Raw genomic sequence first — 25,975 nt, forward strand, 5'->3', positions numbered from 1 at the left:
CGGTGGCGCACCGTCACCCCCCGGTCGGAGCGGCCCACCCGTTCTCTACATCTCACCAGAAAAATCCGCACGACCGCGCGAAAGGCCGGCAGCGGTGGCTGCCGGCCTTCGCGCGCACCGTGGATCAGGCGCGGGTCCACTTCTGGTTGGGCCCGCCGGTGCAGTCCCAGAGCTGGAGCAGGGCCCCGTTGGCGGTGTTGCGGTCGGCGATGTCCACGCATCGGTTGGCGGCGATATTGACCAGGTCGCCTGCGCCACTGAGGGTGAAGCGTTGCGCGCTGGTGCCGTTGCACGTGTAGAGCTGAATGGGTGTGCCGTTGGCGGTCCCCGCCGCCGCGGCGTCCATACACTTGCCCATCGCGCGCACCGTGCCGTCGCCGTTGATCGTCCACTGCTGCGCGACGGTGCCGTTGCAGTCGTACATCTGCAGGCGCGCGCCGTCGGCGGGATTGGCGGCGGGGATGTCGACGCAGCGGTTGTTGAGGTTGGAGCGCAGCGCGGTGCCGGTACCGCCGCCGTCCGACGTCCACGCCGAGACGCGCACGTAGTCGACGAGCATGGTCTGCGGGAACGACGTGCTCGAGTTCGGCGGGCCGGGCCAGTTGCCGCCGACCGCCACGTTGAGGATCATGAAGAACGGGTGGTCGAAGACCCACTGGTTGCCGCGGATGTTCGCCGGGGTCACGCGGAAGTACTCCGACCCGTCGAGGTACCAGACGATCAGGCTGGGGGACCAGTCGACACGGTAGTTGTGGAACGCGTCCGCCAGCGGCGCGCCGATGGAGCGGTTGCCGCCGACCCCCGAGCCGCCGGAGTAGCCGGGTCCGTGCACCGTGCCGTACACGGTGTTCGGCGCGCTGCCGACGTTCTCCATGATGTCGATCTCACCGGTGTTCGGCCAGTTGCCGCCGCCGAGCATCCAGAACGCCGGCCAGATGCCCTGGCCCCGCGGGATCTTGATGCTCGCCTCGAACCGTCCGTACGCCTGCGTGAACCGGTCCGCCGTGAGGATGCGACCTGAGGTGTACTGGCATGTGCCGTAGTGGCACTGCAGGTTGGACGGGTTCTCCTTCCGCGCCGTGATCGCGAGGTGGCCCTGGCCGTCCTGGTACACGTTCCGCGTGGAGTTCGTGTAGTACTGCAGCTCGTTGTTGCCCCACCCGCCGCCACCGGTGTCGAACTTCCACTTCGACCCGTCGACGGCCGCCCCCGAGGCGCCGTTGAACTCGTCCGACCACACCACAGGCCCGATGGCGGCCCGCGCCGGCACACCGCCGGCCACCAGCCCACCGGACAACGCGACGGCCATGGCCATCGCCACGAGAAGAAGCCGGGGTTTACGCATGAGGACCTCCGGTCGCTGACTCTCACGCAGCACGGCCCTCCGGCCACCACGGCACCCTCACCAGCCGGGACACGGTGTGCCGGTCCTGTTTCTGTGCTTGCCGGAAGCTCGTCCACTGCCTGGATTAAGAGGATGTAACACCGGGGTCACAAGTCTTGTCAATAGGAAGCTTTCCTAATTAATGGCTCAGTCGAGACCGGAGCGGACGGCGGTGAGCGCGGCCGGATCGACGTGCCGCCTCGCGTCCACGTCCGCCTCTCCACCGACGACAAAAAGCGTCTTGACAAATAAATTTGTCGGCTGCTACCTTTGGGACATCGGCAAGTGAGACCACCACCAAGGAGTGAGTGAGATGCGGATCGTGATCGTTGAGTTCATGACCCTCGACGGCGTCGTGCAGGCCCCCGGCGGGGTGGACGAGGACACCGACGGCGGCTTCGCCAACGGGGCCTGGTCGATCCCGTTCTTCGACAACGAGGTGGTCGGCGGCCTGTTCGACGGCGGGCTCGCCACCGCCGAGGCCCTGCTCTACGGCCGGCGCACCTGGCAGGGCATGTCGGTGGCGTGGCCGCCGCGGGCCGGCGACCCGTTCGCCGACCGTATGAACGCCATCCAGAAGTACGTCGTGTCCGACAGCCTGAGCGACGACGAGATGACGTGGAACACCACGCGCATCCCCGGCGGTGAGGCCCTGGACCGCATCCGCGAGCTGAAGGAGAAGGACGGGGGAGACCTGCTCGTCATGGGCAGCGCGACGCTCGCTCGTGCTCTCGTCGAGGCCGACCTGGTGGACGAGCTGCGCCTGGCGATCGAGCCGGTGCTCGTCGGCGGCGGCAAGAAGATCTTCTCCGAGGGTGGCGACCTGCGCACGTTCGAGCTGGTCTCGGTGACCACCAGCGAAAAGGGTGTCAACGCGTGCGTGTACCGCCGGGTCGCCGGCGCGTGACATCGGCGCCGTCCGGAAGGCCCGGGTCGGAAACACCTTCCTGACCTGGGCCTTCGGCGTCCTCGGCTCCTCGATGCACAGCTAAGCAACTCAGGTTGACTATTTTCGAGCTTGTCAACTACGGTTGCTTCGCGTGATGTCGTGACAGGAAAGGCGAGAGATGGCCACAGGCGAAGTGGTGCTCGACGTCGAAGGGCTGCGCATGCGGTACGGCCCCGTCGACGTCCTGCGTGACGTGACCTTCCAGGCGCGTCAAGGCGAGGTGGTGTGCCTGCTCGGGCCGAACGGCGCGGGGAAGACCACCACGATCGAAATTCTTGAGGGGTTCCGCACACGGTCGGCGGGACGGGTCGAGGTGCTCGGCACCGATCCGGCGCGTGCGGGGGAGCAGTGGCGCGCACGGGTCGGGATCGTGCTCCAGTCGTGGCGGGACCACGGCAAGTGGCGGGTGCGTGAGTTACTGCGGCACCTCGGCATGTACTACGTGGCCTACTCCACCGAGACGGTCCAGCGGCCGTGGGACGTGGACCTGCTCATCGAGGCCGTCGGGCTCACGCGGCAGGCGGGACACAAGGTCAGGACGCTGTCCGGGGGCCAGCGCCGGCGGCTGGACGTGGCGATCGGGCTCGTGGGCCGTCCCGAGCTGGTGTTCCTCGACGAGCCGACGGCGGGTCTCGACCCGGTGGCACGGCACGGCTTCCACGAGCTCATCGAGGGGCTCGTCGACGAGGGAGGCACCACGGTGCTGCTCACCACCCACGATCTCGCCGAGGCCGAGAAGCTCGCCGACCGCATCATGGTGCTCGACCGGGGCCGCATCGTCGCCGACGGCACGGCGGCGGAGCTGGCCAGGAAGATCGCGGGGGAGGACGAGGTGCGCTGGGACCGCGACGGCCAGAGCTTCCGGCACACCGCCACGGACTCCACCCGGTTCGTCTTCGAGCTGTTCAAGCAGTACGGCGAGACCATCGAGAACCTCGAGGTGCGCCGCGCCTCACTTGAGGACACCTATCTCACCCTGGTGCGCAGGGCCGAGTCCGCGGACCACACCGAAGGCGGAGACCGATGACCATGGCATGGCGGGCCGGCTGGTCCCGCGGCATGATCGAGCTGCGGCAGTCGTTCACCAACGCGGCCGACCTGTTCAACCACTTCTTCTGGCCCGTCGTGATGCTGGTGACCCTGTTCTTCATGCGCGGCTCCACCTTCGGCCAGACCGGTCTCGGGCTCGCCACCCTGGCCATGCCGAGCATCCTCGGCATGAACGCCGCCATGGCCATGACGATGATGAGCCAGCACCTCACCGCCGACCGTGAGGACGGCACGCTGCTCCGCGCCAAGGCGACACCGGACGGCATGACCGGCTACCTCGTCGGCAAGATCATCTCAGTGTCCCTCGGCCTGGTCGCCGACCTCACGTTGCTCCTCGTCCCCGGCCTGCTCCTCGTCCCCGGACTCAGGATCGGCGACCTCGCCTCCTGGCTGACCCTGGCCTGGGTCCTGGCCCTCGGCCTGGTCGCCACCCTGCCGCTCGGCGCCGTGCTCGGCTCGGTCTTCGCCAGCGTCCGCAGCCAGGGCCTGCTCACCCTGCCGGTCCTGGGCCTGATCGCCATCTCCGGCATCTTCTACCCCATCACGGCGCTGCCGCAGTGGCTGCAATGGATCGCACAGACCTTCCCGATGTACTGGCTCGGCCTCGGCATGCGCTCCGCGCTGCTCCCCGCCGACGCCGTCGCCATCGAGGTCGGCCAGTCCTGGCGCCACCTGGAGACCATCGCGGTCCTCGGCACCTGGGCCGTGATCGGCCTGCTCCTGGCCCCCGTCGTCCTGCGCCGCATGGCCCGCCGCGAGTCCGGCTCCCGCGTCGCCGAACGCCGCGAGAAGGCACTGCAGCGCATCGGCTGACCCCGTCCCACCCCTTATCGGTTCCTTACGGCTCGGTCCTCGCTCTGGCCACCGGGCCGTCCACCGGTGAGACTGGCTGGCGCACGCCGACAACGAGGAGCCGACGATGAGAGCACGGCTGGCGGTGACCGGTCTCGTCATGGCGGGAACGCTGGGGCTCGCGGGCTGCGGCACACCGGCACGTGACGCGGCCCCGGCGGGTGACGCCGCGCCGGCCCCGGCCGCGACGGCGAGCACAGGTGTGTACGACTTCAGCGTGGCGACCCTCGACGGCGGCACCTTCGAGGGCCGCGGCCTCGCCGGCAGGCCCGCCGTGCTGTGGTTCTGGGCCCCATGGTGTCCCACCTGCCTCGGCCAGGCGAAACAGGTGAACGCGCTGGCCGCCGGCTACGCCGGCAAGGCCAACGTGGTCGGCGTGGCCGGCCTGGACGAGGTGCCGGCGATGCACGAGTTCGTCCGCATGGCGAAACTGTCCGGCTTCCCCCAGCTCGCCGACGAGCAGGGCCTGGTGTGGAAACGCTTCGGCATGACCGCGCAGAGCACCTTCGTCGTCCTCGACGCCGACGGCAAGGTCACCGCACGCGGCCACCTCGACCCCGCCGACCTGCCTGGGACTCTCGACAAGCTGCTGGCGAGCTGACATGCCGGACGCTCCGCACGGCCCGACGCACGGCGACACCGTCCACCGCCTGGCACACGGCATGCCGGACATCGTCCACCGCCCGACGGCGGGCTGAGATGCCGGACGCACCCCTGGCGCTCGCCGTCGCCGCCGGGACGGTGGCCGCGGTGAACCCCTGCGGGTTCGCGCTCCTCCCCGCCTACCTGTCGCTCCTGGTGGCGGGGGACGGCGGCCGCGGCGCGGCGGTGGGCCGCGCGCTGGCCGCCACCGCGGCGATGACCGCCGGTTTCGTGGCGGTGTTCGGCGTGTTCGGCCTCGTCCTGACACCGGTCGCCGGCGCCGTGCAGCGGCACCTGCCGTGGGTCACGATCGTCGTCGGCGTCCTGCTGACCGTGCTCGGCATGCTGCTCCTGGCCGGCAGGCGCCTTCCCGGCCTCGGCACGCTCGTGTCACGCGGCCCGGCCGTCGGCCCCTCCCCGCTCTCGATGGCGCTGTTCGGCATGTCGTACGCGGTGGCGTCCCTGTCGTGCACCGTGGGCCCGTTCCTCGCCATCGTCGTGACCAGCTTCCGCGCCGGTTCCCTCGTCTCCGGCGTGGCCCTCTTCGTGGCGTACGCCGCCGGCATGGGCCTGACCGTCGCCGTGGCCGCGCTCGCCGTGGCCCTGGCCCGCGACGGCCTGCTGCGCCGCGTGCGCCGCGCGTCCCCCGTGCTGTCCCGCCTAGGCGGCGCGCTCCTCGTCCTCGCCGGCGCCTACGTCGCCTGGTACGGCTGGTACGAGATCCGTCTCTTCAACGGCGCAACCACCACCGACCCCGTGATCACCACCGCCACGTCCGTACAACGCCGCCTGTCCGAACTCCTCGACCACACCGGCCCCGCCGCCATAGCGGCGGCCTTCGCCGTCCTCCTCACCGCCGCCGCCTTGCTCTGGCAGTCCCACCGCCGCCGACGTTCCCGCACGACCGGCTCCGGCTGACCGGCTCAGGACGACTCGTCGGCCACGATCCGTTCCAGGGTGCGCCGTCCCATTCCGCTCATCGCCGGGTTGCTGTCGACGTAGTACCAGACGGCACCCATGGCCTGTTCGAAGGCCCACGCCTTGCCTCGCCGCCATTCGTGCTCGCCGCACCCCAGTAGCCGGCGCAGTTCGAGCCGCGGCCCGGTCTCGAGCAGGTGCCACGCGCTCACGAGGTCGAGCGCCGGGTCGGCCGGGCCGAAGCCGCCGCCGTCGAGCACGCCGGCCAGCCGGCCGCCGGAGACGAGGACGTTCCCCGGGATCAGATCGCCGTGCGTCATCACGTCGGGCCCCGCGCGCGGCACATCCCGCAGGGCTTGCCACGTGCGGCGCAGCGCGGGTACGTCGAGCAGGTGCTCGCTGCGCTCGAAGCAGGTCTCCATCCAGGCGTCATGGGACCGCAGGTCACCTCCCCGGCCCGTACCGGCGAACGTACGGCCACCGGTGCCGGCGGCACGCAACTCGCCGATGAGACCGGCCAGGTCGTGAGCGAACGCGACCGATCCGCCGGGGTCCTCGTCGGCCGCGACGACACCAGGCAGCCACGTCTGCACGGCCCACGGCAGTGGATACCCCGCACCGGGCTCCCCGAGCGCGACCGGTTCAGGAGTGGCGAACCGCGTGCACGCCGCCAGCTCGCGCGCGGCCTCCGCCTCGGCCGCCAGCAGCCGCCGCGTCTCACCGGCGTCCCCCGGCCGCAACGGGAACCGTGCCGCGAACCGCTCACCGATACGGAAGATGGCGTTGACCGTCCCCGGCCCCGCGACCCGCCGGACCGGCAGCGCACGCCACTCGGGAAACCGCTGGTCGACCAGAGCCCGCACGGTCTCCACCGTCACGGTCAACTGGCCCGCGTGCATCTCCACGCCGAAGAGCGTTCCGCGCCTCGGTCCGCTCTCGCAACGTCTTTTCGGCTCAGCGGACGACGATCACATGCTCTCCCCGCACCGTCAGTTCGCCGATCACCGTGGCCCCCGGCACCTCGCCGGCGATCAGCAGGCCGCCGGAGGTCTGCGCGTCGGCCAGCAGGAGCATCGTCTCCTCGTCGGCGTCGCCGGTGAGGTGAGGGGTGACCCAGTCGAGGTTGCGGCGGGTTCCGCCGGGGACGTAGCCGGCGCGGACGGCTTCGCGTGCGCCGTCGAGCAGGGGGACGGCGGAGGGGTCGAGCACGGCGGTGACGCCGGAGGCGCGGGCCAGTTTGAACAGGTGGCCGAGGAGGCCGAAGCCGGTGACGTCGGTGGCGCAGCGGACGCCGGCGGTCACCGCGGCTTCGGCGGCGTCGGCGTTGAGACGGGTCATGGTCGCGACGGCCTCGGGGAAGACCTCGCCGGTCGCCTTGTGCCGGTTGTTGAGGACGCCGAGGCCGAGGGGCTTGGTCACCGACAGCGGGAGGCCGGGACGGCCGGCGTCGTTGCGCATGAGCTTCGCGGGGTCGGCGAGGCCGGTGACGGCCATGCCGTACTTCGGCTCCTGGTCGGTGACGCTGTGGCCGCCGGCGACGTGGCAGCCGGCGAGCGCGGCCACCTCGGCGCCGCCGCGCAGGACCTCGCGGGCCAGGTCGTACGGCAGGGTCTCGCGGGGCCAGCACAGCAGGTTGAGTGCCATCAGGGGACGGCCACCCATGGCGTACACGTCGGAGAGCGCGTTGGCGGCGGCGATGCGTCCCCAGTCGTACGGGTCGTCCACCACGGGGGTGAAGAAGTCGGCGGTGCTCACCACGGCCGTGCCGCGCTCGATGCGGACCACGGCGGCGTCGTCCCCGGTGTCGAGCCCGACGAGCAACTCACCTGACGGGTCGTCCGGGGTGGTGAGCCCCATGCCGGCGAGGACGTCCTCCAGTTCCCCCGGGGGGATCTTGCACGCGCAGCCGCCGCCTTGAGCGTATTGAGTCAACCTCAGCATGATCGAATCATTGCGCGCTCACCGCGATTGCGATATCCCGATAAATCGTGACTGATCATCGTCGGCAGATTCCACGGACCGATGCCGTGCTGGACGACCCCCGCCTCGCGCCGTTCGTCCTGCGGATGGGGAGGGACCGGGTGAAGGCGGCCGTCAACGCCGCGCAGCGAAAAGCCAGGAACGGCGAGATAAGACCCTCCGACGTCCGCGACGAGACGCTGCGCGCGCTGCCGGGTGACGCGCCACGCCAGGTGATCAACGCCACCGGTGTGCTCCTGCACACCAACCTCGGCCGCGCGCCGCTGTCCACGGCCGCGCTCGACGCGATCCGCGTCGCCGGCGGCACCACCGACGTCGAGTTCGACGTCGGCACCGGCCGCCGGGGCAGGCGCGGCGGGGCCGCGCTCGCGGCGCTCGCGCACGCCGTACCGGACGCCGAGGCGGTGCACGTGGTCAACAACAACGCCGCCGCGCTGGTGCTGGCCGCGACCGCGCTGGCCCGGGACCGCGAGATCGTCATCAGCCGCGGCGAACTGGTCGAGATCGGCGACGGCTTCCGCCTGCCGGAGCTGCTGGAGTCCACCGGCGCACGGCTGCGCGAGGTCGGCACCACCAACCGGACGTCGGTGGCCGACTACGCCGCCGCGATCGGCCCGCGTACCGGGTTCGTGCTGAAGGTCCATCCCTCGAACTACCGGATCGAGGGATTCGCCGCCACACCGTCCGTCGGCGAGCTGGCGGGTCTCGGCGTCCCGCTGGTCGGCGACATCGGCTCGGGGCTGCTCGCGCCTGAGCCGCTCCTGCCGGACGAGCCGGACGCGGCGACGTGGCTGCGCGCCGGCGCCGACCTGGTCACGGCCAGCGGCGACAAACTGCTCGGCGGCCCCCAGTGCGGCCTGCTGCTCGGCCGCGCCGGACCGGTGGAGACCGTGCGCAGGCATCCGGTGGCCCGCGCGCTGCGCGTCGACAAACTGACCCTGGCCGCCTTGACCGCCACACTCGTCCACACCGCCAACCCCACACGTGACGCGCTGCGCGCCGACCCCGCGCAGTTGCGCCGCCGCGCCGGCGCGCTGGTCGTACGGCTCGCCGCGGCCGGGGTGAAGGCCGAGGCCGTGGACACCGGGGCCGCGGTCGGCGGCGGCGGCGCGCCAGGCGTCGAGCTGCCGAGCGCGGCGGTCGCCGTGGACGGGGCCCTGGCCGGGCCGCTGCGCCTCGGGTCGCCGTCGGTGGCAGGCAGAGTCGAAGGCGGACGCTGCCTGCTCGACCTGCGGGCCGTCGCGCCGCAACAGGACGAGGACCTGCTCGCCGCGGTGGTGGCCGCGTGCTCGTGATCGCGACGGCGGGCCACGTCGACCACGGCAAGTCGTCCCTGCTGCGCGCGCTGACCGGCATGGAGCCCGACCGCTGGGAGGAGGAACGCCGCCGCGGGCTGACCATCGACCTCGGCTTCGTGTGGACCGGCGGGCTCGCCTTCGTGGACGTGCCGGGCCACGAGCGGTTCGTCGCCAACATGCTCGCCGGCGTCGGCCCCGCGCCTGCGGTGCTGTTCGTGGTGGCCGCCGACGCGGGGTGGGCCGTGCAGTCCGAGGAGCACCTTGACATCATCGACGCGCTCGGCATCTCGTGCGGTGTGCTCGCGGTCACCCGCGCCGACCTCGCCGACCCCGCGCCGGCCATGGCGGACTGCCGCGAACGGCTCGCCGGCACCGGCCTGGCGGACGTGCCGGTGGTCGCGGTCAGCGCGGTCACCGGCCAGGGCCTCCCCGAGCTGCGCGCGGCGCTGACGGCGCTCGCGCCACCGGAGCCCGCGCCGGAGGCGGACGTGCGCCTCTGGATCGACCGGGTCTTCACCGTCGAGGGACGCGGGACCGTCGTCACCGGGACGCTCGGCGCGGGGACGATCAGGACCGGTGACCGGCTCCGCCTGGGGAGCGGCGACGTGCGCGTCCGCGGCCTGCACAGCCTCCAGCGCGCTCGCGACGAGGTCACCGGCCCCGCCAGGGTCGCGGTGAACCTGCGCGGCGGCGACCGGCCCCGCCGGGGGGACGCGCTGGTGGCACCGGGGAAGTGGCTCGACGTGACGGTGGCCGACATCCGGTTCACCGGCGAGGACCGGCCGCCTGAGCACGTCATCTGGCACATCGGGACCGCGGCGGAACCCGCGCGGCTGCGTCCGCTCGGCGACGACACCGCACGCGTGACGCCGGCCAGGAGGCTGCCGCTGCGCGCCGGCGACCGCGCGCTGCTCCGCGATCCCGGCAGCCGCCGCGTGTGGCGTGCGGACGTGCTCGACGTACGGCCCCCCGAGCTGCGCCGCAGAGGAGCCGCGAAGGCCCGCGCCGCCGAGCTGGCCGGCCTGCGCGGGGCCCCCGACGGTACGGCCGAGCTGCGGCGGCGGGGTCTCGCCAGGCGCGGCGAGCTGGCCGCCATGGGGGCTCCGGTGACGATCGAACCCGTCGCGGGGGAGTGGGTGGCCGATCCGGCGCACTGGGAGGCGCTGCGGGTACGGCTCGTGGAGATCGTGACCGCGCGCACCGCGCGCGACCCGGCGGACCCGGGGATGGCCGTGGAGGAGGTCCGGCAGGCGCTCGGCCTGCCGGACCTCGCGCTGGTGCGCGCGCTGGCCGAGGGGACCACGCTGCGGCGGGTACGCGGCCGGCTGACGGCCGCGCCGCCGGCGCTCGCTCCGGGGATCGGCGAGCTGCGGCGGGGCTGGGCCGCCGAGCCGTTCGCCGCGCCGGACGCCGACCGGCTCGCGGCGCTCGGCCTGGACGCGCGGGCCCTGGCGGCGGCGGAGGCGGCCGGAGCACTGGTGCGCCTGGCCCCCGGTGTCGTGCTGCCACCCGGCGCGGTGGAGGCGGCGGCCGGTGTGCTCGCGCGGCTGCCTCAGCCGTTCACGGCGGCGGACGCGCGGGTCGCGCTCGGCACGTCCCGCCGGGTGGTCATCCCGCTGCTCGAACACCTCGACCGGGTGGGGGTCACGAGGCGGACGGACACGTCGCTCCGGGAAATACCGTCATAGGTCTTGAGGATGCCGTTCAAGGCATATTTCACAGAGTGCTATGAAATTCAATAAGTGAAAAAAGATCAAGATCTTGGTACCTTGCCGGTGGAGACGTCCAGGTGCCTGGTGGCCCTCCTGGTCTTCAAAACCGGTGGCGCCGAGGATCTCGGCGCGGCGGGTTCGATTCCCGTCCGTCTCCGCTGCCTGTCGTGAGCACCGATCCCCTTGACATGAGGTTGTTCGCCAACCAACTCGTGAGGTCGGCTGGAATTCGCATGAGATTTCTCCTGCTCGGGCACTTCGAGATCCATCGGCCGGACGGCGGGCTCCTCGCCGTCACCAGGATCAAGCACCGTCAACTGCTCGCACTCCTGCTGCTCGACGCGCCGCACGCGGTCTCGACCGACCGCTGCATCGCCACCCTCTGGGGGGAACAGGCCCCGGCGTCGGCACGCAGGAACCTGCAGACGTACGTCGCGGACCTCCGCAAAGGCCTCACCTGCTCCGGCGTGGCCATCGAGACCGTGCCGGGTGGGTACCGGGTGACGGACGTCGCCGACCGCCTCGACCTGTCGGCGTTCGAGTCCAAACGGTCGGAAGCCGCGATGGCCGCGAGCGCGCGTGACGACGCGGCGGCCGTGCGTACGCTCAGGGACGCGCTGGTGCTGTGGCGCGGCTCGGCGCTGCAGGACCTCGCCGACAGCTCCGAAGCGCTGCGGAACGCCGCGCTCCAGCTCAACGAGCGCCGCATGGCGGCGGTGAGCGACTACGCGGCCGGATGCGTGCGGCTCGGCGCGTACGAGGAGGCCATCGACCAGTTACGGCTCGCCGTCACCTGGGCCCCGCTGCGGGAGGACCTGCGCGCTCAGCTGATGCTGGCGCTGCACAAGAGCGGCCGGCGGGCCGACGCGCTGCTCGCCTACCACGAATGCCGGGCCGCGATGGTCGAACGGATCGGCGTCGGGCCGTCCCAGACGCTGACGACCCTGTACGACCGGATCCTGATGGAGGACCAGAGCCTGTAGAACCGGCGATGTGGCGGCCGTATGGCGGCTGTGTGGTGATCGTGGGGATCGATCGATGACGCTGAGGCGGGAACCCACGAATCACTAGGAGTGATGCCATGCCGGCACGAACCCCCGACGGCCGCACCCTGATGGTCGACAGCCCCCAGCCGTTCACCATGGGCTGGAGCTACATGGTCTGGGCCTACGGCGCGGACGGCAACTTCCGCTTCCACACCGCGGCCGCCGGAGCGCGGGAACTCATCTCGCGCCAGCTCGGCGAGTACGACCGGTTCACCGTGCGCGAGGTCTCCTGGAACGGAGCCCGGCTGGTGTCGCACGAGGACCCCGCGAACGGCGGGACCACGATGCTGTGGATCGGCCCGCACCACGAGATCTACACCTACGTCCCCGGCGTGAACGTCGCCTTCGAGGCGTTCATGGGCCTGCTCTCCGGCTTCGAGATCGACGACGCTCCTGACGGGGTCGTCCTCGCGCCTCGGCCCGGCTCGGCCACGCGGCTCACCAACCTGCTCGCGTTCAACACGCTACGAGACGTGTGCTCGGTCCAGGTGAACCCCGTGGCCGACCTGCCGGCGCCTGGCGGCACCGGCAAGCGGGTGCGCGGCGGCTCGCTGTGGAAGCTCGACGAGCGGCGCGCGGACGGCAAGGTCCTGCGGTCGGCCATCATCGTCAACGAGACGACGACCGCCACCCTCGTCGCACGGCGGGCCGACGACCCGGGCTTCGCGGCCGTCGCCGACTCCATCAAGTTCAAGCTCAACTGACGGCCATGCAGAACGTCGTCAACTCCCTGGCCGTGTTCGCGTTCCTCGGCATGGTCATCGCGCTGTTCGCCATCTCCGCACTGCTGCGTACCGTGCGGGAACTACGGCAGGCGGTGCTCGCCACCCCCGTCCCCGCGACCCCGGCCGTACGCAGGATCGCGCGCTTCCAGTCACCCGACGAGCGGCCGACGTACGTCCTGGTCGTGACCGAGCAGTGCCTGAGCTGCCGTGAACGCGCCGCGCACCTGGCCGTCATCCCACCCGGCCTCCTCCAGGGCCACCTGACGCTGCTCGGCTCGACCGACGCCGGCGCGCGGTGGGTCCACGGCGCCGACCACATCACCGTCGTCGCCGACGCCGAGCTGCTCGGCGCCGTCGCCGTCGGCGCCACCCCGTCGCTGGTGAAGTACGCCGCCGACGGCACCGAGGAATGGCGCCGCGTCGTCGGGTCCGACGGGGACCTGGAGCGGCTCCTCGGCGTGACCGAATCGTCGAACGTCCCGAACGTGAGGTGAACGCATGACCATCAACTCGATCGACTACTGGTCCGACGTGCCGTCGGCGGAGGACGACGACACCCCGTCGTCCCCGGGGCCGCGGCGCGCGGCGTGGCCGAAGGTGTCCCGCCGCACGATGTTCAAATCGGTCGGCGTGCTCGGCGGCGCGCTCGCGCTGAACGTCGTCGGGGCCCTGCCTCCGGCACGGCTCAAGGGTGCCTCGGCGACCGTGGGGAACGAGTACGGCAACTGCGGCGACCCTGGGTACAACAACTGGACCGGCTACAAGGACGGCACCACCCAGACCGCCTGCGTCGGCGCGCCGTACTCCAGCGGCTACTGCGGCAGCGACGGCTGGTTCCGCACCGACGGCAACTCCTACTCGTACTACACCCCCGTCAAGGCCTGCGGCGAAGGCAGCGCCACCAAGAAGAACGCATGGCGCTGGACCTACAGCGGCACGCCGTACCGCTGCGCCGACGGCACCTTCACGGTGTACGGGGCCGGCACCACGTTCTACATCTGCTCACGGGCGAACCCCTGACCGATGAGCACACGCGCACTCACCGCTCCACGGGTGGCCGTCCTCCTGCTCCTCGCGGCGCTCGCGCTCACCGCGACGGACCAGGTCCTGACGGGCCGTTTCGACCTGCTCGCCTGGACGCTGATGGGGATCACCGCGGGGTTCTCCCTGTCGGGATCCGTTTGAAGCCTCAACTCGGCGGATCTGCTCACCTCGTCGGTCTGGCGGGGACAGGTGACGGCGTTCTCGACCGGTCTCGTCGTAGGCGGGCTGGTCTCGGGGACGATCGTCGGGGCCTTCGGAGGCCTCGTTTCAGTGGTGCCCGAGATCGGGCGGTTCTGGGTTCTCGTGCCGCTCGTCGCGGTCATCATGGTGTTCGAGCTCGCGGGCCGGCCGTTGCAACTCATCCAGAACCGCAGGCTCGTCCCGCAGGAGATCATCCCGCGTAGCCGGTTCGAAGGGCCGTTCCAGTTCGGCTTCGAGATGGGCACCGGGGTGCGCACCTTCTCCCCGACGGCGCTGCCGCACGCGCTGGTGCTGGTGATCGTGCTGATCGGCGGTCTGCTTCCCGGGGTGCTCGCCGGGCTCGGCTTCGGTCTCGGCCGGGTGCTGATGCCTGTCACCCGCTCGTTCAGCGGGGACCCCGAGGGCTGGGATCGCGTCCTGCTCCGCCGGCTCGCCTGGGTGGGGCGGATCTGCGCGGCCGGATTCCTGCTGGCCCTGCTCGTCGTCCTGCTGGGTGGCTGACCGATGATCCTCATCGCCGACCTGGCCCTGGCGGGAGCCGTGCTCCTGGTGGTGGCCGGTCTGCGGCGCCGTGCCCGCGGGGACGCGATCCTCCGCGGGCACGGGCTGCTGCCGCCGTGGGTCATCCGGTGCGCCGTGGTGGCCGAGCCGCTGATCGGCGCCGCGGCCGTCCTGACGTGGGTCGCCGGCGGCCGGACCTGGTACGTCTGGGTGCCGGCGGCGGTGTGGCACGCCGCGCTCGCCGTGTACCTCACCGTGCTGCTCCGCGTGCGGGGACGGGTGCCGTGCGGCTGCCTCGACGAGGTGAGCCGCGTGTCACCGGTGAAGATCGCCTTCGGTGTGCTGCTGGCGGCGGCGAGCGCGGCGGCCTGCGCCGTCCCGCCGCCGCAGGAACCGGTCACGCGCCTTCTCCATGTCGCGCCTGCCGCCTTCGCGGCGCTGCTGGTGGTCGTCGCGACACGGGTGGCCGAGCTCACGGGAACCTCAGGTGGCCGGGGACAGTACTAGGACCGTCCATCCAGCACCGGCGAAAGGTTCGAGATGACGCGTTGGACGTTGATTCCCCTGGCCTGCGCCGTGCTGGCCCTGTCGTCCTGCGCCGCGGGTGCGGCCACCCCCGCGGCGTCCCCTGCCGAGGTCCTGCTCGACCCGGCCAAGGTGCCGGGGGGCCCGTGGCGGGCCACCGTGACCGACTCGGTCCGCTGGTCCGCGCTGGACGAGGCGTTCATCCCGTGCGGCAAGCGCGTCATCGCACCGGAGCAGGCCACGGTACGTCTGCGGCTGTTCACCTCCGCCGGCGGCGCCTCGCTCCACGAACTGGTGGTGTCCGGTGTGGACCCGGTCCAGGCGTTCAAGCGCTTCTACGCCGAATGCGGCGCGGTGGGCAAGGTGTCCAGCGAACCCGGCCCCCAGCACGTGGCCCGCCACGACGGCAAGGTGGAGATCGCCTCGTACACGGAGAGGTTCCTCGTCGTCGTCAGTGCTCCTGACACGATCGAGGACCTCTCGGCCGTCGCCGACGCCGCGACGGCCCAGGCGTCCGAAGGGGACTGACCGGTCCCCACCGGAGACCAGACGCACCCTTGACGATCCGCACAATCCGCGATCTCTTAGGGTGAAGCGGCCTGACGGAGATCTTGACGCCGTCCGCACGGCGTGGTGAGATCCATAAGCCCGTTATTTCATGCTGGCAAAGTAGGAAATGAGGACGGCGTGAAGGGTCTCCGGCGTGCGGTCGCCATGGCCGCGCTCCTTGCCGGTGCGGCCGGCATCCAGGTCATCCACAGCGGAGCGGCACAGGCGGCCCTCCCCACCGCCGCCGTCGCGCTCGGCGACAGCTTCATCAGCGGAGAAGGCGCCGGCGACTACCAGCCGGTCACCGACACCTCGGGGACCGCGCAGAGCTTCCCCGGCTGGTCCGCGGCCAACAGCAACGCCTACTTCTGTCACCGCTCGGCGAACGCCTCCCTGTTCAAGGCGTCACTCCCCGGCATCCAGGCCCGCTTCAACCTCGCGTGCTCCGGCGGCAGGCCCGCCGACGTCGCGAGCCCGTCGAGCGCACGCGCCGGCGGCCGTTCGGTCGCCTCGCAGCTCGACCAGTTACGCGCCGTCGCGCAGACCCACGACATCGACGTCGTCCTCATCGGTCTCGGCTCCAACAACAGCCAGTTCACCTTCGGCGACGTGGCCTCGCTGTGCGCCAACCGCTTCATCGCCGACGCCTGGACCGGCTGGTGGGAGTTCTGGGCCTACCTCAACGGCGAGGTGCCGCAGGAACCGTGCACCGTCTCCGACCTCGCCACCGACGCCGAGGTCGCCGCCGCCACCGCGGAGACCACCGCCGCCGTACGCCAGATCCTCGACACCCTCGCTCAGGTCGACGCCGACGGCGACCACCGCGTGGTCCTGCAGACCTACACCAACCCCCTGCCGCTGGACGTGGCCCCGCAGTACCGCGACGAGGACGACCGCACCGACACCCGCGACAAGTTCCGCGCCTTAGGCGCCGAACGCTACGCCGCCGGCTGCCCCATCCACCGCGCCAGCCTCGCCCCCGGCCACGTCTTCTCCCAGAACCTCGCCACCCTCGTCAAGAACACCTACACCACCCTCGCCGCCGAACGACCCACCGCCGACCTCCGCGTCCTCGACGTCCAACGAGCCTTCGACGGCGCACGCCTCTGCGAGAACCCCGGCAGCCCCGACGGCACGCTCGCCACCCCGCTGCGCGTCCAGGACGGCCCCTCCGGCACCTTCGTCACCAGCCTCTCCGGCCGCGACAAAATCGCCATCCAGCGCATGGCCAACACCTGCATCACCTACTTCCAGACCTGCCAGGAGTCCTGGCACCCCAACGCCGCCGGCCACGCCGTCCTCGGCCAGTGCCTCACCGCCGCACTGACCGCCGGCCCTCGCACCACCGTCACCTGCACCCGAGGCTCAGGCGGCACCCTCACCATCTCCTGACCACACCGGCGGATAATGGAGGAAAGGCGGCCAGACCTCACCGATGCCGAGACATGGTCCGCAGGGCCGGTGAGGAGGGCGACGCGTGACCATCGTCAAGGACGTCGAGGCTCGCGGCACGCAGCACTGCGAGACGACGGCGCTCGGAGTGCTGCTGCGGCACGAAGGACTCGACCTGTCCGAGCCCATGCTGTTCGGGCTCGGTTCCGGCCTGTCCTTCGTCTACTGGGACAGCAAGAGCATGCCGTTCCCCTTCCTCGGGGGACGGGTCAAGCCCTTCGAGCTCACCAGGAACCTGGCCGCGAGGCTCGGACTGACCCTCCACGTGGCGGAGACCACCTCACCCCGCAAGGCGTGGGACGACGTCGCCGCCGTCGTCGACGCCGGCCGTCCCGTCGGCCTCCAGCTCGACAGCCACCACCTGGAGTACTTCGGGTCGAAGGTGCACTTCGGGGGACATGTCGTCGCCATGTACGGCTACGACGACCACGACGTCCACCTGGTGGACACCGCTCAGCAGGGAGGAGCGGTGCGCACCAGCAGAGCGAGCCTGGCCGCGGCACGCGCCGAACGCGGCCCCATGACCGCGAGGAACCGGTCCTTCACCATCACCCTGCCGGAGCACGAGCTCCACTGGCGGACCCGGGTCGTCCCCGCCATCAGAGCCTGCGCGGACGCCTTCCTCACCCCACCCATCGCCAACCTCGGCCACCGCGACATCGGCAAAGCCGCGAAACTGGTCCCCACGTGGCTGTCGCGTGTCGCCGACCCGCGACACGACCTGCCGCAGGCCGCACTCCTCATGGAGAAGGCCGGCACCGGCGGCGCCTTGTTCCGCAACCTCTACCGCGACTTCCTCGGCGAGTGCGCCGACCTGGTCGACGACACCCACCTGCGTACCGGCCACAAGCTGTACACCGAGGCCGCCACCCTGTGGACGGACGTGGCCACCCTCATCACGAAGGCCGGCGAGACCGGCGACCCCGGACATCTGGACCAGGCCGGCGTCCTCCTCCACGAGCTCTCCCGCGTCGAGACGGACGCCATGCAGGCGCTGCGCCGGCTGTGAGTGCCGCGGCGCCTGGACAGGTCGCGGACTAGGCGCCGTCGGCGAGTGCGGCCAGCACGGCGGCGATGGCCGGTGGGTCGGGTGGGTCGCCGTACGTGGCGGCGTGGATCTGGCGGCGGAAACGCGGCACCTCGGTGGCGTGGATGTCGGGCCGGCGATGGGCCCGGAGCGCGAGGCCGGGCAGGATCGTGACGCCGATGCCGGCGGCGACGAGGGCTTGCACGACGACCATGTCGTCGCTGTGCGAGGCGATGCGAGGGGTGAAGCCCTCGCGCAGGCACACGGCCTCCAGTTCGTCCCGGCACCGGCCGCAACCGCCGATCCAGGGGGAGTGGCGGTGGTTCGCGAGACTGTCGTCAGGTTGCCGGCTGATGAGGTAGATCGGGTCGTCACCGATGTGGACGAGACGCAGTCCGTCCTCCTCGAACGGGCCGTCGGCGTGGCGGAAGACGAGCGCGATGTCGATCTCGCCATGCCGCAGCATGCGCAACGCCTCCACGGGATGCTGCTCGAACAGGCTCAGCTCCAGTCCCGGATACATCCGGGCCAGGGAGGCGGCGGCCTTCGGCACGATCGTGCTCAGCACCGACGAGTTGGCCGCCAGCCGCACCCGTCCGGACCGCAGCCCGATGTGCGCCGCCAGCTCGTTGGCCGCCGCGTCGACCCGTCCGAGGATCTCGGCGGCCCGATCGGCCAGCAACCGGCCCTCCGGCGTCAGCCGGATCCCGCGACTGACCCGCTGGATGAGCTTCACACCGGTGGCCGCCTCCAGACGGGACAGGTGATGACTCACCGACGGCTGGGAGTAGTGCAGCTCTCTCGCCGCTTCGGTCACCGACCCGTGCCGGGCCACCGCCGCCAGGACCTTCAAGTGGACCAGGTTCAGCACACATCAAGATTATCAATGAATCATCCAGAGGAATGGCATTGGACGTCATGACAAGTCCGCACCATGCTGGTGATCCACACGAGGCCCCCGCCGGACGGCGGATCCACAAGGAGCGCAGAAAGATGACCGATCGCCTGAGTAAGGTGGTCTGTGACCTGTCGATCTCGGCCGACGGCTGCTCCGCCGGGCTCGACCAGACCGAGCAGCGGCCGTTCGGCGGCGACGGCGGCGACGGCTGGGGCAGCAGGCTGCACGGCTGGTTCACCGACGAGGAGAACCGCGCCGAGGTCGACCGTACGACGGCGGCCGGCGCGTTCGTCATCGGCCGCAACATGTTCGGCCCGGTGCGCGGCGAGTGGGACCGACGATGGAACGGCTGGTGGGGCGACAACCCGCCGTTCCACACCCCCGTCTTCGTGCTCACCCACCACCCGCGCGACCCGCAGCCGATGGACGGCGGCACCACGTTCCACTTCGTCACCGACGGCATCGAAGCCGCCTTGAAGCGCGCACGCGAAGCGGCCGGTGACCACGACGTCTCGATCCTCGGCGGCGCCACCACCGTCAACCAGTACCTCGCGGCGGGCCTGATCGACGAACTACGCCTCCACATCGTGCCGTTCACCCTCGGCACCGGCACCCGCCTGTTCGACGGCGTCCCACCACTGAACCTCCAACAGATCGAGTCCCGAGCCGCGAAAGCCGTCACCCACCTGACGTACCGCGTGGTGCGCTGACCCCGCCGGTCCGTCGTCGGCCTCCCCACCTGGTTGGCGGTCGACGTCGTGCACTCTGTTGACCGTCGCAAGAATTCTGCCTAACGTCGCCAGAACGGAGCGGTGCGCACGGCACCCCGCCGCAGACGGGCTCAGGCAGGATCCACGAACCCGGACCGCGCGGCATCCCCCGGCCGCCTGGGGGACCCGTCGCGGTTCCCCGACCACGAGGAGCGACCGTGATCGTCGCCGAATTCGCACGCGACCAGTGGTACGTCGCGGCCTTCAGCCACGAGGTGGGCAGACGGCAACTCGGCCGCACCATCCTCGACGAGCCCGTGCTGCTCTACCGCACCGAGGACGGCCAGGCCGTGGCCATGGCGGACCGCTGCGTGCACCGCCGGTTCCCGTTGTCGGAGTCGCCGAGCCACCTCGTCGGCGACAAGGTGGTCTGCGGCTACCACGGCTTCACCTACGGCCCCGACGGCGTCTGCGTCGCCGTACCCGCGCAGCAACGCGTGCCGCGCACCGCTCGCCTGCGCACCTACCCCGTCGTGGAACAGGACTCGTTCGTCTGGGTGTGGATCGGCGACCGGGAACCCGGCGGCACCCTCCCCCCGCGTGCCCCGTGGCTGGCCCAGTCCGGCTACACCACGGTGTGCGGCATGGAACCGCTCAACGCGAGGTACGGCCTGCTCGTCGACAACCTCCTCGACCTGTCCCACGAGACGTACCTGCACGGCGGCTACATCGGCACCCCGGAGGTCGCCGAGACCCCCATCACCACCGAGGTCGACGAGGAAGCCGGCGTCGTCTACGTCAGCAGGCACATGGCCGACGCCGCCTGCCCCCCTTTCTACGCCGAGTCCACCGGCATCAAGGGCCGGATCACCCGCTGGCAGGACATCGAGTACCACCCGCCGTGCCTGTACCTGCTGCACAGCCGCGTCGCCCCCGTCGGCTCCCCCCTCCCCGCGGCCGACGGCACCGACCCGCACGCCTTCCACGTCGAGGTGGTCTACGCGATCACCCCGTCCACCGGGAACACCACCTACGACTTCTGGGCCGTGGCCCGCGACTTCGCGCTCGACGACGAGAAGGTGTCGGACTTCCTCCGCGAGAGCAACCGCACCGTGGTCCTGCAGGACGTCACCGCGCTCAACACCCTGGAACAGGTCCTCGCCAGAGAACCCGACCGCTACCAGGAACTGTCGGTGAACATCGACACCGGCGGCCTCGCCGCCAGACGCCTCCTCGCCAAGATGGCCGGCACCCCGCGTACCGAGCCCGCCGTCCGATGACCGCCGCCGACTCCGGCCACCGTCCCATGGCCGCCACCCCGCGTACCGAACCGGCCGTCCGATGACCGCCGCCGACCCCCGCCACCGTCCCATGGCCGCCGGTGACCCCGAACCCGCGCACCGGCGGCACGGACTCTCCGCGGCACGCACGCTTCACCGTGTCCACTGGATGCCGGGAACCGACCGGCTGCACGCCATCTGCTTCTGCGGCGCGGAGAACGAGTTCGACGACCCCGTGGTCCTGTGGGACTGGCTCCTCGGTCACCCCGACGACCACCACCCCCAGCCGGTACCGGACTCCCCGGCCCCCGCCGCCGTACTCGTCTGAAGCCGGTCCCCGTCCAGAAAGGGACAGCCGCCGATGCCGTCAGACGAACCGGAGTACGACCTGAAGGTCACGGCCACCACGCCGATCGCCGCCGGCGTCAGGCTCCTGACCCTGGCACGTCCCAGCGGCGACCCGCTACCGGCCTGGACCCCCGGCGCGCACCTCGACCTGCTCCTCACCCCCGGCCTGGTCAGGCAGTACTCCCTGTGCGGCGACCCGCACGACCCGTCCGCCTACCAGGTCGCCGTGCTCCGCGAGACGTCCGGACGCGGCGGCTCCGCACACGTCCACGACCACCTCGCCGAAGGCGACACCATCAGAGCCCGCGGCCCCCGCAACCACTTCCCCCTGGTGAGCTCACCCCGCTACCTGTTCGTCGCCGGCGGCATCGGCATCACCCCGATCCTCCCGATGATCACCGAAGCCTCCGCTCGCGGCGCCGACTGGCGCCTGCTGTACGGCGGCCGCACCCGCACCTCCATGGCCTTCGCCGACCGCCTCACCCGCGACCACCCCGACCAGGTGGAACTCTACCCCGAAGACGAGACCGGCCTCCTCGACCTGCACACTCTGCTGGCCGTCCCCCACCCCGACACCCTCGTCTACTGCTGCGGCCCCGAACCCCTCCTCGCCGCCACCGAGCAACAGTGCGCCACCTGGCCTCAAGGCACCCTCCGAGTCGAACGCTTCGTCCCGAAACCCGAAAACCCCACCGCACCCCGAACCGCCTTCGAGGTCGAACTGACCCTGACCGGCAAAACCCTCACCGTCCCCGCCGACCGCTCGATCCTCCAGGTCGTAGAAGAAGCCGGCGTCCCGATCCTCTCCTCCTGCCGCGAAGGCACCTGCGGCACCTGCGAAACCACAGTCCTCGACGGCACCCCCGACCACCGCGACTCCCTCCTCACCGAAGACGAACGCGCCGCAGGCGACGTCATGTTCATCTGCGTCTCCCGCGCCACCTCCCCACGCCTCGTCCTGGAACTCTGACCACACGACGAACCCCACGCGTCCCGTCCCGCCATCCATGCGATCACGAGCACCAATACCATGGCGGTGAGAACGCCGGACAAGGAGAGGATCCCGCGTCGCGGGTCGCGTGACGTCACAAAGAGCGAGGCCTGCGCATGGTGGGGGAGTCATGACCGGTTCCTACGGGTGGGATCTGGCGATCGGCATCGTGGCCGCGCTGCTGCTCACCTGGCTCGCGTTGGTCCTGGCCCTGGCGGTGCTGCGACCCCGAGGCGGCTTGCTCCGTGAGGCACTGCGGATGCTGCCTGATGTACTGCGCCTGGTCCGTCGCCTGGCCGCCGACAAAACGCTTCCCCGCGGAATCCGCATCCGGCTGGGCCTCCTCCTGGCCTACCTGGCGATACCGATCGACCTGATCCCCGACTTCATCCCGGTCCTCGGCTACGCCGACGACGCCATCATCGTCACCGCGGTCCTCCGTTCCGTCGTACGCCGCGCGGGCCTGCCGGCCGTACGCGCTCACTGGCCCGGCACCGACGAGGGCTTCGCCGCCCTGACCCGGCTGACCGGCCTGAGCAAGGCAACCGACCCCGGCCGATCGCAGTAACAGAGAGCCCGTGCCCCCCTCATCGAGGCGGAGCGGATGAACGGCATCGAACCCGCGCCGCCACCGGTGGAGTGCGGTGACGCCGTCCGTATCGGCGAAGGCGATGACCCGCCGGCCGGGCTCGCCGTGACCGAATTGGAGAAGGACTTCTTCCGGGCCGCCGCACCGAGTGCGAGCAGCAGCAACCCCGCCGAAACCCATGCGGCCCAGTCTCCCAGGCTGGTGTAGACAGTGGTCGCACCCTCCTGAGGCAGGGTGGCCGTGACCGTGGTCATGCCCGTCATGCCGGTGCGGCGCTCGGTCACGATCCGGCCGCGGTCGTCGCTGACGGTGAGCAGTCCCTCGCGTGCGGCGCGGGCCACCGTCAGGCCGTTCTCCACGCCGCGCACCACCGCCATGCGGCTGTGCAGCCACGCGTCCTCGTCGAAGTCCCAGGCCGGCGCGAGCAGGGCGGCGGCGCCGGCTTTGCCGTACTCCCTGACCAGGCCGGGGAAGTCCAGGTCCTTGCAGATGATGAGGCCGATCCGATGGCCGTCGAGGAAGGCCAGGCCCGTGCCGGGCCGGTACCCGCGTTCCACTCCGGGGATCATGTGGTGCTTGTCGTAGCGCACGCCGGAGGGGTAGCTCACCGCGCTGTTGGTCTCCATGGCGATCCCCGCGACCACCTCCACCCCCGGCCGGGCGAACGGCAGGTCGGCGGTCGTGAAAACCTTCTCGGGCAGCACCACGATCTCCGCGCCGCGGGCCACGGCGGCGTCCACGGCTTCGCCGTACCGGCGGACGGGGTCCTCGGAGTCGTCCGTCGCGACCAGCGCGACCTTCCGTCCTCCGGTGTCGGCAGGCGTCGCGAGCCGGACGAAGCCATGGCCGAGTGTGAACGCGACCAGCACACCCGAGACCACCGCCGCGCGTGGCCGTGGAACCGCGACCGAAGCGGGGACGAACAGCAGGAGGAAGGTGATGCCCCAGACCCCGGTGACCGAGGTGATCTGCAGGACGGGCAGGACGTCGGCCTGCGTGTACGCCAGGCTCCACCAGGCGCCGTGCGGTGCGGCGAGATTCATGACGTACTCGGCGGTGACCCAGACGGCAGGTACGGCTGACGCCGCCAGGAACGGCCTGCCGCGCACGATCAGCGTGCGGAAGAGCAGTACGCCTGAGCCGTAACAGAGCGCGGGGCCGACGATGAGGCCGGCGGCCAGCACCGGTGGCATCTCCAGGGGCCCGGTGAAGTACGGCCACATCTGGGCCTGGCCGATGAGCCAGACCAGGGTCCCTGCGGCGAAAGCCGTACCCCTGCTCTCCTTGCGGGCCAGGAACAGGACGGGGAGCGGCGCGAGCCACGTGAGCCACCAGACGGGGTGGAGACCGGTGCCGAAGTGCGTCAGGACGGCGGAGGCGAGAGTGAGAAGGATGCGTCGCATGCCGATGATCGTGCTTCCCCCACCCCGCCGGCGCGTCAGTCGCGGCGGTGATTCCCGTCGTCACTCCTACCGGCGACCACCAGCCCGGACTCGTAGGCGAGCACCACGGCCTGGACCCGGTCCCGCAGGTCCAGCTTGGTGAGCACGCGGCTGACGTGTGTCTTGACCGTGTGCTCGGTGACCACGAGCGCGGCGGCGATCTCCGCGTTCGACAAACCCTGCGCGACCAGCCTCAGCGTCTCGCGCTCGCGTGCGGTCAGTACGTCCAGCCTGGCCGTCAGCCGGGGGGCGACACCGTGGGCGGGTCTGCGCACCAGGTCCTCAAGCAGCCTCCTGGTCGCCGCCGGGGCCAGCAGCGCCTCACCCGAGGCGACGGTACGGACGGCGTGAGCCAGCTCGTCACGCCGCATGTCCTTCAGCAGGAAACCGCTCGCTCCGGCCCGCACCGCGTCGTACACGTACTCGTCGAGATCGAACATGGTCAGCACCAGCACCTTGGCGGCGGTGGTGGCGCAGATGTCCCTGGTCGCCTCGATGCCGTCCCTGCCCGGCATGCGCACGTCCATCAGGACCACATCCGGCCGGAGCCGCCTGGCCGCGGCGACCGCCTCCTCGCCGTCGGCGGCCTCACCGACCACCTCCATGTCCGGCTGAGCCCCCAGGATCAGCCCGAACGCCGCGCGGAAGAGGTCTTGGTCGTCGGCGATGAGCACCCGCAACATGCGGGCCATTCAAGCGGAAATTCGGCTCTCACCGTGAACCCCCCGCTTCGTCCCGCCTCGGTCCTGAGCGTCCCTCCGCATGCCGCCACCCGCTCCCGCATCCCCACCAGCCCGTACCCACCACGCTCACCCGGCCCTCGTCCGTCGTCGGTGATCTCCACCGTGAGGCGCTCCCTCCAGATCAGAGCGAGGTGTACGGCACGCGTACCGGCGTGCTTGCGCACATTGGTGAGCGCCTCCTGAACGATCCGGTAGACCGCGGCCTCAACGCTTCCGGCGACCGGCCGTGGCGTACCAGAGGTCGTGCTCACCACATCCAGACCGCTGCGTTCGAGCAGCACGGGGAGGTTGACCAGACGCGGCTGGAACAGCGACTCGCTCAGACGCTCGCCGGCATGACCGCACACCGGCCGGCCGCCTTCGCCAGGGCTGCGCAGCGTGGTGAGCACCTCCCGGAGCTCGTCCAGCGCGCCTCTCCCCACGTCGGCGATCGCATCGAAAACCGCTTCGGCCTTCCCCGGGTCGCCCCGCACCACCACCGGCCCGGCCTCGGCCTGAACCACCATCAGCCCAACCGAATGGGTGATGATGTCATGCATGTCGCGCGCGATCCGAGTACGTTCCTCAGCCGCCGCCGCGATGTGCTCCTGCTCCAGCCGCCGCGCACGCTCGATGAGCTCAGCGGCTCGCGAGCGGCTGGCCCTCACACTGGTACCCAGTGCGTAGGCGGCCACGAAAGCCGTCCCCACCAGCCGGTAGGTCTCGCCGTTCTCCCCCGGCACCACCAACGAGATCCCCACAGCCACCACGATCGCCGGAACCGCCACCAACCTCTTCCACGTGGGACTCAGCTCGGCGATCGTATAAACGGCAAGCAGCGGCCCGAACGGCAGCAACGGCTTCTCCCACATCACCAACACCGACATGGCCGCCCCGACCACCACCGCCACCACCATCGGCGCACGTCTGCGCCACCCCACCGGCACCGACGCCAGCAGCCCCAGCCCGATGATCCACCACGGACTGGGCTCAGGCAGCAGAAGCGGCACCACCGTAGCCAGCACCACACCCGCCGCGAGCACTCCATCGACAGCCCTGTCGGTCCGTCCAGCTGCAAACATCCGCCTATTATCTGGATCCATCCCCCCGCCGCCCTCACTCCCAGGAGTGATCATCCGT

The 25,975-nt window shown here is 71.1% G+C and carries 29 protein-coding genes and 1 tRNA gene; 23 read left to right on the top strand and 7 right to left on the bottom strand.

What is annotated here, in order from left to right; translation table 11 throughout:
- Positions 1-124: 124 nt before the first annotated feature.
- Positions 125-1,345, bottom strand: coding sequence for a glycoside hydrolase family 16 protein (locus BJ992_RS05220; protein ID WP_184978796.1), 1,221 nt, complete (start codon positions 1,343-1,345; stop codon positions 125-127).
- Between the two features lie 352 nt (positions 1,346-1,697).
- On the opposite strand from BJ992_RS05220, the gene BJ992_RS05225 reads away from it, so the two are divergent.
- The 5 genes from BJ992_RS05225 (at position 1,698) to BJ992_RS05245 (ending at position 5,795) form a co-directional block, all read left to right on the top strand.
- Positions 1,698-2,291, top strand: coding sequence for a dihydrofolate reductase family protein (locus BJ992_RS05225; RefSeq protein WP_184978797.1), 594 nt, complete (start codon positions 1,698-1,700; stop codon positions 2,289-2,291).
- A 160-nt stretch (positions 2,292-2,451) separates the two neighbouring features.
- On the top strand, positions 2,452-3,360 hold the full coding sequence (locus tag BJ992_RS05230; protein WP_184978798.1) for an ABC transporter ATP-binding protein: 909 nt from the start codon (positions 2,452-2,454) through the stop codon (positions 3,358-3,360).
- Positions 3,357-4,196: an ABC transporter permease gene (locus BJ992_RS05235; RefSeq protein ID WP_184978799.1), complete on the top strand. Its 840-nt coding sequence runs from the start codon at positions 3,357-3,359 to the stop codon at positions 4,194-4,196. Before BJ992_RS05230 ends, BJ992_RS05235 begins: the two co-directional genes overlap by 4 nt.
- A gap of 106 nt (positions 4,197-4,302) precedes the next feature.
- Positions 4,303-4,836 (top strand): redoxin domain-containing protein, encoded by a 534-nt coding sequence (locus tag BJ992_RS05240; RefSeq protein WP_184978800.1) that lies wholly within the window; start codon positions 4,303-4,305, stop codon positions 4,834-4,836.
- Positions 4,837-4,934: 98 nt separating this feature from the next.
- On the top strand, positions 4,935-5,795 hold the full coding sequence (locus BJ992_RS05245) for a cytochrome c biogenesis CcdA family protein (RefSeq protein WP_184978801.1): 861 nt from the start codon (positions 4,935-4,937) through the stop codon (positions 5,793-5,795).
- Positions 5,796-5,800: 5 nt separating this feature from the next.
- Here the strand turns inward: BJ992_RS05245 and BJ992_RS05250 are convergent, their stop codons facing one another.
- Both BJ992_RS05250 and selD read right to left on the bottom strand, forming a co-directional pair.
- On the bottom strand, positions 5,801-6,694 hold the full coding sequence (locus BJ992_RS05250) for an aminoglycoside phosphotransferase family protein (protein ID WP_184987620.1): 894 nt from the start codon (positions 6,692-6,694) through the stop codon (positions 5,801-5,803).
- A 55-nt stretch (positions 6,695-6,749) separates the two neighbouring features.
- The gene (gene selD, locus BJ992_RS05255; RefSeq protein WP_221474697.1) at positions 6,750-7,736 is read right to left on the bottom strand and encodes a selenide, water dikinase SelD; all 987 of its coding nucleotides are present in this window, start codon (positions 7,734-7,736) and stop codon (positions 6,750-6,752) included.
- 47 nt (positions 7,737-7,783) lie between these two features.
- Here selD and selA point away from each other — a divergent pair, with 47 nt between their 5' ends.
- The 13 genes from selA (at position 7,784) to BJ992_RS34140 (ending at position 17,837) form a co-directional block, all read left to right on the top strand.
- A complete protein-coding gene (selA, locus tag BJ992_RS05260) occupies positions 7,784-9,070 on the top strand; it encodes an L-seryl-tRNA(Sec) selenium transferase (RefSeq protein ID WP_184978802.1) in 1,287 nt (428 codons plus the stop codon).
- Positions 9,061-10,761: a SelB domain-containing protein gene (locus BJ992_RS05265; protein ID WP_184978803.1), complete on the top strand. Its 1,701-nt coding sequence runs from the start codon at positions 9,061-9,063 to the stop codon at positions 10,759-10,761. The genes selA and BJ992_RS05265 overlap by 10 nt, the downstream gene beginning before the upstream one ends.
- Before the next feature lie 89 nt (positions 10,762-10,850).
- A tRNA-Sec gene (locus BJ992_RS05270) sits at positions 10,851-10,944 on the top strand.
- A gap of 74 nt (positions 10,945-11,018) precedes the next feature.
- A complete protein-coding gene (locus BJ992_RS05275; RefSeq protein ID WP_184978804.1) occupies positions 11,019-11,768 on the top strand; it encodes an AfsR/SARP family transcriptional regulator in 750 nt (249 codons plus the stop codon).
- Between the two features lie 98 nt (positions 11,769-11,866).
- The gene (locus BJ992_RS05280; protein ID WP_184978805.1) at positions 11,867-12,535 is read left to right on the top strand and encodes a hypothetical protein; all 669 of its coding nucleotides are present in this window, start codon (positions 11,867-11,869) and stop codon (positions 12,533-12,535) included.
- A gap of 5 nt (positions 12,536-12,540) precedes the next feature.
- Positions 12,541-13,050, top strand: a complete 510-nt coding sequence (locus BJ992_RS05285; protein WP_184978806.1) for a hypothetical protein — start codon at positions 12,541-12,543, stop codon at positions 13,048-13,050.
- A gap of 4 nt (positions 13,051-13,054) precedes the next feature.
- Positions 13,055-13,576 carry a hypothetical protein gene (locus BJ992_RS05290; RefSeq protein ID WP_184978807.1) on the top strand — a complete coding sequence of 174 codons (522 nt, stop codon included), beginning with the start codon at positions 13,055-13,057 and terminating at the stop codon, positions 13,574-13,576.
- Positions 13,577-13,579: 3 nt separating this feature from the next.
- Complete coding sequence (locus BJ992_RS05295) at positions 13,580-13,741, top strand: hypothetical protein (RefSeq protein ID WP_184978808.1); 162 nt, start codon at positions 13,580-13,582, stop codon at positions 13,739-13,741.
- A 132-nt stretch (positions 13,742-13,873) separates the two neighbouring features.
- Positions 13,874-14,302, top strand: coding sequence for a hypothetical protein (locus tag BJ992_RS05300; protein ID WP_184978809.1), 429 nt, complete (start codon positions 13,874-13,876; stop codon positions 14,300-14,302).
- 3 nt (positions 14,303-14,305) lie between these two features.
- Positions 14,306-14,809: a MauE/DoxX family redox-associated membrane protein gene (locus BJ992_RS05305; RefSeq protein ID WP_184978810.1), complete on the top strand. Its 504-nt coding sequence runs from the start codon at positions 14,306-14,308 to the stop codon at positions 14,807-14,809.
- 33 nt (positions 14,810-14,842) lie between these two features.
- Complete coding sequence (locus BJ992_RS05310; protein WP_184978811.1) at positions 14,843-15,355, top strand: hypothetical protein; 513 nt, start codon at positions 14,843-14,845, stop codon at positions 15,353-15,355.
- Between the two features lie 159 nt (positions 15,356-15,514).
- Positions 15,515-16,768 (top strand): SGNH/GDSL hydrolase family protein, encoded by a 1,254-nt coding sequence (locus tag BJ992_RS05315; protein ID WP_184978812.1) that lies wholly within the window; start codon positions 15,515-15,517, stop codon positions 16,766-16,768.
- A gap of 85 nt (positions 16,769-16,853) precedes the next feature.
- On the top strand, positions 16,854-17,837 hold the full coding sequence (locus BJ992_RS34140; RefSeq protein ID WP_184978813.1) for a DUF4872 domain-containing protein: 984 nt from the start codon (positions 16,854-16,856) through the stop codon (positions 17,835-17,837).
- Between the two features lie 28 nt (positions 17,838-17,865).
- Here the strand turns inward: BJ992_RS34140 and BJ992_RS05325 are convergent, their stop codons facing one another.
- The gene (locus BJ992_RS05325; RefSeq protein ID WP_184978814.1) at positions 17,866-18,726 is read right to left on the bottom strand and encodes a LysR substrate-binding domain-containing protein; all 861 of its coding nucleotides are present in this window, start codon (positions 18,724-18,726) and stop codon (positions 17,866-17,868) included.
- 122 nt (positions 18,727-18,848) lie between these two features.
- Here BJ992_RS05325 and BJ992_RS05330 point away from each other — a divergent pair, with 122 nt between their 5' ends.
- From BJ992_RS05330 to BJ992_RS05350, 5 genes are all read left to right on the top strand, one after another.
- Entirely contained in the window at positions 18,849-19,463 is a 615-nt protein-coding gene (locus BJ992_RS05330) for a dihydrofolate reductase family protein (RefSeq protein ID WP_184978815.1), read from the top strand.
- A gap of 218 nt (positions 19,464-19,681) precedes the next feature.
- The gene (locus BJ992_RS34145) at positions 19,682-20,743 is read left to right on the top strand and encodes a Rieske 2Fe-2S domain-containing protein (protein ID WP_221474698.1); all 1,062 of its coding nucleotides are present in this window, start codon (positions 19,682-19,684) and stop codon (positions 20,741-20,743) included.
- Between the two features lie 61 nt (positions 20,744-20,804).
- Positions 20,805-21,071, top strand: a complete 267-nt coding sequence (locus BJ992_RS05340; protein ID WP_221474699.1) for a hypothetical protein — start codon at positions 20,805-20,807, stop codon at positions 21,069-21,071.
- Between the two features lie 33 nt (positions 21,072-21,104).
- A complete protein-coding gene (locus tag BJ992_RS05345; RefSeq protein ID WP_184978816.1) occupies positions 21,105-22,061 on the top strand; it encodes a PDR/VanB family oxidoreductase in 957 nt (318 codons plus the stop codon).
- A gap of 151 nt (positions 22,062-22,212) precedes the next feature.
- On the top strand, positions 22,213-22,650 hold the full coding sequence (locus BJ992_RS05350; protein ID WP_184978817.1) for a YkvA family protein: 438 nt from the start codon (positions 22,213-22,215) through the stop codon (positions 22,648-22,650).
- On the opposite strand, the gene BJ992_RS05355 is transcribed toward BJ992_RS05350, so the two are convergent.
- Genes BJ992_RS05355 through BJ992_RS05365 form a run of 3 tightly spaced genes read right to left on the bottom strand, consistent with a single transcriptional unit; the run spans position 22,563 to position 25,917 of the window.
- Entirely contained in the window at positions 22,563-24,074 is a 1,512-nt protein-coding gene (locus tag BJ992_RS05355) for a nitrilase (RefSeq protein WP_184978818.1), read from the bottom strand. The genes BJ992_RS05350 and BJ992_RS05355 overlap by 88 nt on opposite strands.
- Positions 24,075-24,109: 35 nt before the next feature.
- Positions 24,110-24,796 (bottom strand): response regulator, encoded by a 687-nt coding sequence (locus BJ992_RS05360; RefSeq protein ID WP_184978819.1) that lies wholly within the window; start codon positions 24,794-24,796, stop codon positions 24,110-24,112.
- On the bottom strand, positions 24,739-25,917 hold the full coding sequence (locus BJ992_RS05365) for a sensor histidine kinase (RefSeq protein WP_184978820.1): 1,179 nt from the start codon (positions 25,915-25,917) through the stop codon (positions 24,739-24,741). Before BJ992_RS05365 ends, BJ992_RS05360 begins: the two co-directional genes overlap by 58 nt.
- Between the last annotated feature and the right edge of the window lie 58 nt (positions 25,918-25,975).

The organism is Sphaerisporangium rubeum, from assembly GCF_014207705.1.
GTDB lineage: Bacteria > Actinomycetota > Actinomycetes > Streptosporangiales > Streptosporangiaceae > Sphaerisporangium > Sphaerisporangium rubeum.